General features: G+C 43.8%; 10 protein-coding genes. 4 read left to right on the top strand and 6 right to left on the bottom strand.

What is annotated here, in order from left to right:
• Nucleotides 1-144 precede the first annotated feature (144 nt).
• Nucleotides 145-1,122 carry an asparaginase gene (locus KHZ77_RS04565; RefSeq protein WP_295196162.1) on the bottom strand — a complete coding sequence of 326 codons (978 nt, stop codon included), beginning with the start codon at nt 1,120-1,122 and terminating at the stop codon, nt 145-147.
• A 194-nt stretch (nt 1,123-1,316) separates the two neighbouring features.
• Between KHZ77_RS04565 and KHZ77_RS04560 the strand changes: the two genes are divergently transcribed.
• Nucleotides 1,317-2,753 (top strand): aminoacyl-histidine dipeptidase, encoded by a 1,437-nt coding sequence (locus KHZ77_RS04560; protein WP_295196160.1) that lies wholly within the window; start codon nt 1,317-1,319, stop codon nt 2,751-2,753.
• Nucleotides 2,754-3,148: 395 nt separating this feature from the next.
• On the opposite strand, the gene KHZ77_RS04555 is transcribed toward KHZ77_RS04560, so the two are convergent.
• The 4 genes from KHZ77_RS04555 to KHZ77_RS04540 all read right to left on the bottom strand — a co-directional run bounded on the left by KHZ77_RS04555 (nt 3,149) and on the right by KHZ77_RS04540 (nt 7,294).
• Nucleotides 3,149-4,471: an MFS transporter gene (locus KHZ77_RS04555; RefSeq protein WP_295196158.1), complete on the bottom strand. Its 1,323-nt coding sequence runs from the start codon at nt 4,469-4,471 to the stop codon at nt 3,149-3,151.
• Between the two features lie 146 nt (nt 4,472-4,617).
• Nucleotides 4,618-5,142: a transcription repressor NadR gene (locus KHZ77_RS04550; protein WP_295196157.1), complete on the bottom strand. Its 525-nt coding sequence runs from the start codon at nt 5,140-5,142 to the stop codon at nt 4,618-4,620.
• 280 nt (nt 5,143-5,422) lie between these two features.
• On the bottom strand, nt 5,423-5,938 hold the full coding sequence (locus tag KHZ77_RS04545) for a flavin reductase (protein WP_295196155.1): 516 nt from the start codon (nt 5,936-5,938) through the stop codon (nt 5,423-5,425).
• Between the two features lie 30 nt (nt 5,939-5,968).
• Nucleotides 5,969-7,294: an MFS transporter gene (locus KHZ77_RS04540; protein ID WP_295196154.1), complete on the bottom strand. Its 1,326-nt coding sequence runs from the start codon at nt 7,292-7,294 to the stop codon at nt 5,969-5,971.
• A 220-nt stretch (nt 7,295-7,514) separates the two neighbouring features.
• Between KHZ77_RS04540 and KHZ77_RS04535 the strand changes: the two genes are divergently transcribed.
• Nucleotides 7,515-7,886, top strand: a complete 372-nt coding sequence (locus tag KHZ77_RS04535; RefSeq protein WP_295196152.1) for a helix-turn-helix domain-containing protein — start codon at nt 7,515-7,517, stop codon at nt 7,884-7,886.
• A gap of 719 nt (nt 7,887-8,605) precedes the next feature.
• On the opposite strand, the gene KHZ77_RS04530 is transcribed toward KHZ77_RS04535, so the two are convergent.
• Nucleotides 8,606-9,004: a MerR family transcriptional regulator gene (locus tag KHZ77_RS04530; protein ID WP_295196150.1), complete on the bottom strand. Its 399-nt coding sequence runs from the start codon at nt 9,002-9,004 to the stop codon at nt 8,606-8,608.
• 250 nt (nt 9,005-9,254) lie between these two features.
• Here KHZ77_RS04530 and KHZ77_RS04525 point away from each other — a divergent pair, with 250 nt between their 5' ends.
• Nucleotides 9,255-10,106 carry a MerR family transcriptional regulator gene (locus tag KHZ77_RS04525; RefSeq protein WP_295196148.1) on the top strand — a complete coding sequence of 284 codons (852 nt, stop codon included), beginning with the start codon at nt 9,255-9,257 and terminating at the stop codon, nt 10,104-10,106.
• A 373-nt stretch (nt 10,107-10,479) separates the two neighbouring features.
• Nucleotides 10,480-11,961: a UbiD family decarboxylase gene (locus KHZ77_RS04520; protein WP_295196146.1), complete on the top strand. Its 1,482-nt coding sequence runs from the start codon at nt 10,480-10,482 to the stop codon at nt 11,959-11,961.
• Nucleotides 11,962-12,018 lie beyond the last annotated feature (57 nt).

The raw sequence follows: 12,018 nt of genomic DNA, 5'->3' as shown, positions 1-12,018 counted from the left end.
ATCGGAAGCATCAGTCTTCCGGTATTTTTTTGTCCATATGTAGCAAACTACCGGAGGGCGGCTCCCCTACCTCTAGATCCTGCACCTCTTCTTTTATAATAATATATCTAACAGTTCCTGCCTTCAGTTCCTGTGTTTTTTATATTAATACGTATAAAACAGTTCCTGCAGTTCTTCTTTCTTATCGGTCTGTGTGAGGCCTAGCATCAAAAGAATGCGCGCTTTCTGCGGCGATAAGGTGTCACTCACGAGGAATTTCGGACTTGCACTTTGACTGACGGACACCATGCCGCTGCCCGTACGGGACGCTCTTACAACGGGAATGTCCAAGTTACTCACCCAATTTTCAATGGATTGCGGCATATTGCCATGACCGAGGCCGCCAAGGACCACTCCTTTCGGTTTCAGCTCCAACACCTTGCGAAGCAAATCGCCCGGAATATCCGCATAAAGTGTCAGGGAAACAACCAATGGCAATTCGGAAATACTCAGCGGTGCAAAACGGCTGTGCCATGTGTGAGCGCGAAGTGGTTTATAGTAAAAACGCGCCACCCCTTCCTGCACAAAGCCGATATGCCCGAAGTAAGGACTTTCGAAGGTTTCCACCGCTGTTGTGTGCGCCTTGTGCACCTCACGGGCGCCATTAATAGCGCCGTTTAATACAACAAGTACGCCCATCTGCCCCGCCTCTTCGGAACGGGCGGTCTGCGCCGCCTGCAATAGATTGAGCGGTCCTTCCGCACTGATAGCCGATGCAGGTCGCATGGCCCCGGTCAGAACAACCGGCTTGTCTGTTTTTACAGTAAGCTGAAGGAAATACGCTGTTTCTTCCATCGTATCCGTGCCATGCGTAATCAACACGGCGCCCACATCATCGCGGTCTACATAAGACTGCACACAGCGAGACAAGCCGAGCCAGTGTTCCTCGGTCAAGGACGAACTGTCTATGTTACAAAATTGATAACTCTCAAAAGGTCCGTACTGATCCAAACCCGGTACGGATGCCACCAGCGTCTCCACTGACAGCTCCCCGGCGTGATATCCGGTCAAATCCTGGGCGGCTGTACTCTGCCCGGCAATGGTGCCACCGGTGCCGATAATCACTAATTTTGTTGAATACATAATAGCCTCCTCTGATATCTTACTCTATCCATCATCCAGTTATTTTCTAATTTCAATTTTTTCAATAAATCCTAATAAAATTATAACAAACAAATCCTCTTTTTCACAAATCAATACAAATATGTTAGTATAGGTGTAGAGCGTTTTTATAGAGTATTTCATCACAATAAGAATTTATTAAATGAGGTGCTGGTATGAGCAACAACAAAACAATTACGTATTTTGAACAAATGAATCAAATCCCTCGCGGTTCCGGTAATGAAAAAGCTGTCAGCGACTGGCTGGTAAGCTTTGCAAAAGAACGGAACCTGGATGTACAACAAGACGAGGCCCTCAATGTTATTATAAAAAAACCGGCTACCCCCGGTTATGAAGACCGTCCTGCTATTATTTTACAAGGCCATATGGATATGGTTTGTGAAAAGAGCGACGCATCCACTCACGATTTTACAAAAGATCCGATTGAACATATTATCAACGGCGATTGGCTCCATGCCAACGAAACAACCCTCGGCGCCGACAACGGCATTGCTGTGGCTATGTCTTTGGCGATTTTAGATGATCCAACTGTAGTTCACGGCCCTATGACATGCCTCTTCACTACATCCGAAGAAACCGGCATGGATGGTGCGTTAGCTATTAAAGAAGGCCAAATCGAAGGCAAATACCTCCTCAACATCGATACCGAAGAAGAAGGGGAATTCGTAGTAAGTTGCGCCGGCGGTTGCCGTGTAACAGTAGAAATTCCACGCCTCCGCGACAATGTGGACACTCGTTTCAATCATGCCCTTACCTTAACCATCAACGGTTTCTTGGGCGGTCATTCCGGCATTGAAATCAAAAAAGAACGTGCTAACGGCAACCAAATTTTAGGTCGTTTGCTTTATGAATTAGCCGGTCAGTACAACTTCCAATTAGCCAACTTCGAAGGCGGTACCAAACACAACGCCATTCCACGCGTAGGTTCCGCTACTATTTTAGTAAATGAAGCTGACGTAACACCGGTAACAAACTGGATTCATTCCAAAATTAAAGCATACCGTCACGAATACACTCCACAAGATGAAAACATCGATATTCTAATCAGCGACGGCACTATGCCTGACACTGTATATGGCGGCGACACTGCTGAATCTTTATTGACATTCTTATACTTGGCTCCTAACGGCGTATTCGCTATGAACCATGCCTTAACAGGCCTTGTAGAAACAAGTAACAACATTGCCATCATTAAAGAAACAGAACACACCATCAACATTTCCGTGTCCATTCGCAGCATGTCCGCCAGTTCCATGGATTTCCTTGTTCGCAAATTCCAATTATTGGCAAGCACCTTAGGATTGCCAATTAAAGTGGACGGCTCCTACCCTGCTTGGGAATACGAAGCCGGCAGTGCCTTGGAAGAACAGTCCGTAGCCATCTACGAACAAGTTACCGGCCAAAAACCATTAGTAACAGCTATCCATGCAGGCCTCGAATGCGGTCTTTTGAAAGCCGTTATGCCTAACACTGAAATGATCAGCTTTGGCCCAACTATCACTCATGCACATACGCCGCAAGAACGCGTAAGTCTTTCTTCTGTAGATCGGATTTACACTTACCTTGTTGCATTATTGAAAGATTTAAAATAATCGCTAATTTATAAACCAAAGGTCCAATACCTTTAAGATTACCAAGGTACTCTTAAGTTTTGAGCGTAATTCGAAATTTTTAATCATATAAATAAAAAAGCTTATACCTTCCTTGCACCCAGCTGTCAAGCAGCAAAAGGGATGCTTCAGAAGGTATAAGCCTTTTTTATATTTGTATTTTTAATACTGGCAACATTCGGATTACGCCAAAACTTTTAAGTATTCCTCTATAATCTCACACAAAGCATTGGACCTTTTCCGGATTACGCACTACTTATTTTAAACTATCCGGTCCTCCACAAGGAAATGCTTACTCCCTCCGAACTACAGATGAAAGTCGCGTTCAAAAGGGACGTCTGTGATGAGCGATTAGCTGAAAGGCCTAGTGGGGCGTTTTATTTTATACCCTCTAGGGCCTGTTTCTTGCTTTCTTTCCCGAAGCTTAGTACTACCAGTGAAATGATGACAAAGACGGAGGCGAAGAGGTAAAAAATAGCGTCCATGTGCATTTGATGGGATAGGAGGACACCTACCAGCATAGGTGCGATGATACCACCGATACGACCGACGCCGGCTGCCCAACCGGATCCAAGGCCTCGAATTTCTGTAGGATACAATTCCGGTGTGTATGTATAAATAACGCCCCAGGCGCCCAAATTAAAAAATGACATACAAATGCCCGAAGCCAGTAACATTATTTCAGATCCCGCATGTCCAAAGAAATAGCTGCTGATGCCGCTGCACAGAAGATAGAGCGACAACGTATAGCGGCGTCCGATTTTGTCGACCAAGTAAGCCGCTGAAATATAGCCGGGGAACTGTGCCAAGGTCATAATCAACAGATACTCAAATGATTTTATAATGGTAAAACCTTGTTGGTAAATTAAGGACGGGAGCCACATGAAAATCCCGTAGTAACTGAAAACAATACCGAACCAGGTAATCCACAGCATGCAGGTACGCAGGGCATACTGTTTGCTCCAAAGCGTGCTCAGGCCTGTGCGGGCAGAGTCGGACGTTAAGGCCTGTAATTCCTCTTCGGTGCATCGTGTGAGTGGCACCTGAGTCGCTGTTTCAATTTGACCGATAGTTGCATTTAGCTGGTCCAGTTTTTTCTGCTTAATTAAATAGCGTAAGGATTCCGGCATATGGGATCGAATGACACCGGTATAGAGAGCCGGCAATGCCCCGATGGCCAAGCCGATACGCCAGCCGTAGTGAGGAATGATGAGATAGGCGATAAGGGCTGCCAAAAGCCAGCCGATGGCCCAGAAGCTTTCCAACATTACGATGAAACGGCCGCGGGAGTCCTGCGGCGAATATTCAGTAATTAACGTGGCCACTACAGGGAGTTCACCGCCCAATCCAAGACCGACCAATAAACGGCAGAACAACAAAAAATCGTAGTTCGGTGCCACCGCTGACAAAGCCGTAGCAACCCCATAAAGCAACATGGTCCACGTAATGATTTTTTTACGCCCCAGATGATCGGCTAAGGCTCCGCCCAATATGGCACCGATGGCCATACCTAAAAGTCCTATGCTGCCAAGCATGCCGATTTCCGTACCGGTGAGTTGCCATTCCTTGGTCAATACGGGCATGATAAAAGAAATAATGCCCGTATCCATAGCGTCAAACGCCCAGCCGATTCCGGCAATGAGCAACAATTTGTAGTGGAAACGATTCGGTTTCATCCTGTTTAATTCATCAATAATCATCAAGTCATCCCCTATAGTTCTATACCCGTCAAAAGTATACAGTTATTTAATGTGTATACTTTTCTTAATATACAGCAAGAAACGGCAGATAGCAAGGTGTTTTTGAAATCTTAAAAAGGATTCGGGCAAATAAAAACACCGGACTGTTATTCGTCCGGTGCTATTACTATATGTAGTTCTTGTAATGTTTTAATAATACGCTCCATAGCCTCCAAGGTAGGCGCTTCAATTAGATGTGTATGCAGTCCGTTATTTAATTTGGATAACAAACCGCTGGCGGAATTTTTTTGTTTATTTAAAAAGCCTTCTATATCCGCCTCTGTTTTTATAGGTAACGGCGCGGTCAAATTGCCATATACGTCATGGGTCACTGATACATTGTGAACCATCCCGCCCAATTCAATAATCGTATGCAATTCCGTCAGTGTATCTTCCGGTGTATGACGGCAGGTTATAGTTCGCAAAATCCCTTCCGTTGAAACTTTGCTGATTTCATAACCTTTTACCGTTGATTGAATGGGATACCCCGCATCACGGAGCGCGGCCATATCATTTACAATAACTTGACGGGTCACTCCATAACTCTGAGCCAACACTTCACCGGTCAGCGGTGTTGTAGTTTGACTTAATATAGACAGCAGTCCTTGGCGTCGTTTTTCCTTCTTATTCATACGCGTTCTTACCTTACTATGAGGATAATAAAATAGTCATTTTAAAATAGTCACTATAAATGTAATCGTTAAAACATAATAGTTAAAGCATAATAGTTAAAGCATAATAGTTAAAAAATAATAGTTTAAATATAGGCGTTGAATTATAATCGTTTAAATATAATCGGTGAATTATAAATGTTAACGCCTAATATTTACTATTATGCATCATTTTAACCTATTTTAAAAGTCCGCGCATCATTAGTCGAGAAAACAATATATCCGATTCCATCAACTACACTCAGTCTTTTACAAGAACCTTCTTTATTTCCCCAATGTACATGGTGTGAAAATCTCGTTCCGGATAGTTTTCCGTAATCAAGGATTGATCCAAGAAGCCTTCTTCAACGAGTGGAGCTTTATAAATTTTGCGGCACACCAGTACTAAATCAGCTTCTTTAAAGTACGTTGTATTTCCGTCGAATACCGGTTCCAATCCCACTTTAGCTACTTTATCTTCATCCCGTCCGGAATGCGTGCCGAGATAAGCCAGTTGGCGTTTATACTCATTTCCAAAGAAAGACAATGTAAAATACTCTTCCCGTTCTACAAATTCTTTCGTGAATCGGGACGGGCGAATATATACTGTCGCTGTTGGCAGGCCTTTGTTCGTGCCCCAAATGGCGCCCATATGGCCCCAGCTGGCGGTCATTGTGTTAAAGCCGTTCCCTTCATTCCCCGCCGTAATCAACATCCAACCGTCTGAGATTAGCGTCATAGGGTTCAATTGCAATTCTTTTACATTAATTTCTTTCATACATAACATCCTTTCCGTCAAAAAAACAAATTATTGCTTGTCAAACACTAACGAATCATCGCTTAATTCCACAGCATCACCTGTGTGGCTGTTTCGTCGTGCCTTAGCTTCGGACACTACGAAGCCAAAGGTAAGCACCACGCTTAGTCCTACCATGAAGGCTGCGGCTAACGCAGTATATTCGAGGCCGGCCCAATCAATGACAAAGCCGCCTAAAATAGCACCCAACATAATGCCGCCACTGAAACCGGCAATATTTAACGAAGACGCCAAGTCTACAGCATTCGGTACGTATCGTTTCGCCAGCAACATAATATTGGCCTGCAACATAGGAACACTCATAAAGGCCAGAAGTCCCATACCTGCTACAGTAATAATAGCTGGCACTGCCGAACCGGCTGTAAAATAGAACGCCAATAAAATAAGCCCTTGTACAATAAATGTATATAACAATGCCTTAAGCGGGTCATTATTTCCAAAGCGTCCGCCCAAATAATTTCCAATGGCTATCATTACACCATACATGATAAGCACAAGGCTGACCGTAGACGCACTGATTTTCGTAATGTCTTGTAAAATGGGAGATAAATAAGTGAATGTAGCAAAGGTTCCGCCATAGCCTAGCACCGTAATCACTAAGGACAAAACAATCTGTGGAGTTGTAACCAACTTCCATTGATCGCGCCAACTTGGCGTACTTCCTCCATGGTCCGCAATACTCGCATTGCCTACGCGCCCTGCAGTCCCTGTGTCCTCCGCATTTCCTGCTTCTCCTGCACTTCCTACATTCCCTATATGCCCCGCATCATTCGGAATGTATCGCCAATTGAGCCATAACGTAAAGATAGATACGGCCACTACGCCCCAGAAGGGAAGGCGCCAACTGAAAAAGGCACTAAGATAAGTTCCCAGTGGCACGGCAAAGGCTGTGGCAATAGTGAATCCGCTAAAAATAAAGGCAATCGCACCGGCACTCTTTGTTGGTGGCACTAAACTGACTGCCACAGATGAGGCGATAGCGAAGAAGAGCCCGTGAGCTGCTGCCGCCATGATGCGGCCGGCTAACAACCATGCAAATGATTGGGCCATAGCCATTACGATATGGCCGAGCAAGAACAACGCAACGCCGCCTACCAAGATTCGCTTACGATTTATCTGTGCAGTCAATGACGTTAAAATCACGCCGCCAACAGCAACACCAAAAGCATAGAGCGAAACCGTGGAGCCCGCCTCCGATAAACTGACACCAAATTCCTGTGAAAACATTGGCAAGAGCCCTACGGGAATAAACTCCGTAATGCCTGTGCCGAAAAACATCATCGCCAGCGCAATGAGCGCCAATTTCGTTTTATCCATTCTATATCAATTCCTCCAGTTACTATTTATACGCTAACATGTATCTATAAAATTATATTTTAAAAACTGATCCTGTAACCGTGTCACTTTACTTACAGGTCTTGTAACAATTGCCATTATAGAACATGGCTTTATGACTGAAAAGACAGCACTTTTTTGTACTATAGGAACAAAAATGTTACAATTTAGGTATATTCAATATTTTGGAGGTGAAAAATTTTTGCGAAATTTATATCATTTAGCCATTGAGGCTACCTTAGAAGCCATCACAGGCAAATGGAAATTATCCATTCTTTGCCATTTAGGTCATGGTACCTTGCGCACCGGCGAACTCAGACGATTGATGCCCGGTATATCGCAACGCGTACTCACCCTCCAACTTCGCGAACTGGAAGATGCGGGCATTATTACACGCACCGTGTATAACGAAGTACCGCCCCGTGTAGAATATAGCTTGAGCGAACGAGGCCAGAGCCTCCGTCATATATTAGGCCAAATGTCCGATTGGGGCGCCGATTTGATCGAATCACGCCGTGCGGCGGGGGAGATTGTGGAAGTAACGGCAGACGAAGATGAAGGACTAAGAATTTAAAGTATTGGGCGTAACCCACAGTATATTTAAAAGAGCCTATTCCTTCTCTGAATCAAAGTAATTCATACTATTTTGATGTAAGCTGTAGCCTCTAATTACATAACCAAAAAGGTCCTATACCTTCCTTGCACCCAGCTGTCAAGCAGCAAAAGGGATGCTACAGAAGGTATAGGACCTTTCTATATAGTTCGGTATATTAAATCAACCGCCAACTTACTTCAAAACCTAAAAACTAAGATAACATAGAAGATATAGGCTCTTTTATAATCCATTGTGCATCATAGCAATATCCGTGTTACAAGCCCAATACTTTAAACAACGACCGGGGAAGAAAAATATCTCTCCCCCTCCCCAGCGTTAAAAATTTTCTCGTTTCAGCACAGGGGCTCTCAAAAATGTATGGCAGAAAATAGGTTGCTGTATGATGATAAAAAGACAAAAAGATAGCTCCACAGGAGTGCTTCATTATTAAACAATGGCGCTATGAAAGGAGTCTTTTCCTCCTCCCTCCTCAGCGTTAAAAATATTCTATTTGCAATGTCCGTTTAAAGCTAGTGTTGTAATGCACAGGTTAGTATATGTTTCTTATGCAAAAAAATTCCCCACAGGAGTGCTTCATTGTAACACAATGGCGCTACGTGGGGAAATTTTTGGCATTACGTCATAATACGTTGTGGCTGCAACACTAGCTTATTAGTCGATATTGTGAAAGAATATTTTTAACGCTGACTCGCTTTCCAGTCATCAACGAGCTGCTGTGTATGTGCATTGCAGTCTTTATACACCACATCGATTTTATGGTTCAGGAGTTCCAAGCAGGAGTTAATTTCTTCCAGTTTCTCCAACAGGTTGTCGCGTGTTTCCACGAGGATTTCGCGGCGAGCCGGTTCTGTGCCCGTACCTTGCAATGCCAATTTCACATATTCTACGATGCCTTCTAACGGAACACCGGCTTTTTTGAAGCATAGGGCAAATTCTACCCATTTGATAGTTACTTCGTCAAAGTCGCGAATACCCGATGCTGTGCGCGGTACTTCCGGAATCAAACCGATGCGTTCGTAGTAACGCAATGTATCCGTAGAAATATCAAATTTTTCAGCTACTTCTTTTATGGTCATAGTATCACCTCTGTTATAACAAATTAACGTTTACTCTTTAAAATAAGTTTCTTTATAATGCTGTATTACTTTATTTTTACATTAGATATATTTTACTGATACTAGTATACGACTTTGAGCTAACTTCAAGTCAAGTCTTTGTAAGTTTTTTTTACAAAACACTTTGTGTATAGTAGCTATACAGTTGTATAATTACTATACACTATTCGTTAAATCAATATATGGGCGTCTATTAAAGCGGGTGATTTTTGTGGAACATTTAATTTCTATTAGTGAAATGGCCAAGCTTCACGGCATTTCCCGGCAAACTCTTATACATTACGATCGAATCGGCTTGTTCAAACCAAATTATACCGATTCCCGCGGCTATCGCTATTACAGCCGAAAGCAGATTCCTTTTTTACGAAAAATCTGCTTTTTAAAAGCCATGGGTATAAGTCTGAAGGATATTACGGACTACATTTATAAGACGAATATAGAAGACGGCCTCGAGCTCCTTCGCCGACGCAAGCAGGAAATCATCGATGAAATTGCGGAACTTAACACGATGCGAAAACGCCTGCAACAACAAATCAGTCTGTTCGAAGAGACCTTGGACGTAAGCCGCATGAACATGCAGGAGCCGTTTATTATGGAGCGCGCAGAGCGTCAAATTATCTATCAACCTTATGTGCAGCCCATCAGTAAGGAAAATCTGCATCTTACCTTAATGACGTTATGGCGCGATATTTTCGCCCATAAGCTGTTACCTTCCGCCGGCTTCGGTTCCTTTTTCACCATGGAATCCGTCAAAGCGGGCCGCCCTTTAGAAGGTGCCTACAGCTGCATCTTTGTACCCGTTATGCCTTTATCCGACACGCCTTACACCTTGCTCCCCGCCGGTGAATACGCCTGTCTCTACAAGTACGGCATGCCTTACGAAACAAAATATATTGAACAACTCATGGCCTGGATTGACGAACACGATTACGAGATCTGCAGCGACGTAGTCGATACATGCCTCCTTGACACCACTCTTTACCAAAAGGACCAGGATGTAGATTTCTGCCTTTTAGAAATTCCAATTCAGCCAAAACACGAAGTCCATGAGGCAAAAAAATAATTAAACATATTAAGAATCCCCCCCATACAAAACATAGTAAGAATAAGCCATGCAAAGTTAATATATAGATAGAAAGTCACACATACTAACCTTCGAAATGATGCAAGTTATGTAAACGAATTAAATTACGCTCAAAATAAAAGACATTATTCAATTCACACCAATTGAATAGTGTCTTTTTATTTACATATTTTACAATTTTTACAAATTTTGAAAATATTTCTTGACTGTATAGTTGCTATGCAGATTACGCTATAACTGTGATCACAAGCACTTATATATTACCTATTCCCCTGGCAGATGCAGTTTCAAGAATTATGCCTGCCTCGTTGAATAAGCGTATTGTAACAGTTGGTATAAGGAGGTTTTTCTTATGAGTAATGGTGTTATTGACTTACGTTCCGCGTTAGATTTACTCAGAACACTACCTAATCAATTAGTAGAGACTGATGTAGAAGTTGATCCATCAGCCGAATTGGCCGGTGTTTACCGCCACGTAGGTGCTGCCGGCACAGTAGCCCGCCCTACACAACTTGGCCCTGCCATGATGTTCAACAATGTAAAAGGTCATCCTGATGCAAAGGTTGTTATCGGAGTTTTGTCCGATCGTGCCCGCGTAGCCGCTTTATTGGGTACAACCCCTGATAAACTCGGTTTCTTACTACGCGATTCCGTTAAAAATCCGATTCAACCGATCACTATCGACAACAGCAAGGCAAAATGCCAGGAAGTAGTTTATAAAGCAACAGATCCGGGCTTCGATATTCGCAAAATCGTTCCGGCTCCAACAAATACACCGGAAGATGCAGGCCCTTACATCACGTTGGGTATGTGCTACGCATCCGACACTGAAACCGGCGAATCTGACGTAACCATCCATCGTCTTTGCTTACAGTCAAAAGACGAAATCACCATGTTCTTCACTCCAGGTGCCCGTCACCTTGGCGCATTCCGTGAAAAAGCGGAAGCTTTGGGCAAACCATTGCCAATTTCCATCAGCATCGGCGTTGACCCTGCTATCGAAATCGGCGCCTGCTTCGAACCACCTACAACACCAATCGGATACAACGAATTGGCTGTTGCCGGCGCTATCCGCGGCCAGGCTGTAGAACTTACACCTTGCCTCACCATCGATGAAAAATGTATTGCCAATGCGGAATACGTTATTGAAGGTGAATTAGTCGTTGACCAACGCATGCGCGAAGATATCAACAGCAATACCGGCAAAGCTATGCCTGAATTCCCGGGCTACACCGGTCCTGCCAATCCGGCCGTTCCTGTTATCAAGGTAAAATGCGTAACAACTCGCAAACACCCAATCATGCAAACTTGTATCGGACCATCCGAAGAACATGTTAACATGGCCGGTATTCCTACTGAAGCATCCATTATCGACATGGTTGAAAAAGCTATGCCTGGTCGTCTTCAAAACGTATACGCAGCTCGTCCTGGCGGCGGCAAATTCCTCGCTATCATGCAGTTCAAGAAAACCGTTCCATCCGATGAAGGTCGTCAACGTCAGGCCGCTCTGTTAGCTTTCTCCGCCTTCTCCGAATTGAAACAGGTTATCCTTGTTGACGAAGACGTAGATATTTTCGACTTGAGCGACGTAATGTGGGCCATGATTACCCGCATGCAAGGTGATATTGATATCATCAACATTCCGGGCGTTCGTTGCCATCCATTGGATCCATCCAACGACCCTTCCTGCAGCTACACCATTCGCGATCACGGCATTGCATGTAAAACCATTTTCGATGCCACCATTCCATTCAATGAAAAAGCCCGTTTCCATCGTGCAAAATTCATGGATGTAGATCCTGCTAAATGGTTACCTGATTTCTTCAACAAATAATTAATTTTGATCAGTGACCGGAATCCCATCGGCACCTTAGCCAAACTACTTAGAAGG

The organism is Veillonella sp. (genome assembly GCF_018364065.1).
GTDB lineage: Bacteria > Bacillota > Negativicutes > Veillonellales > Veillonellaceae > Veillonella_A.
The sequence above is the reverse complement of the archived record's forward strand: the minus strand, read 5'-3'. Positions and strand labels throughout refer to the sequence as shown.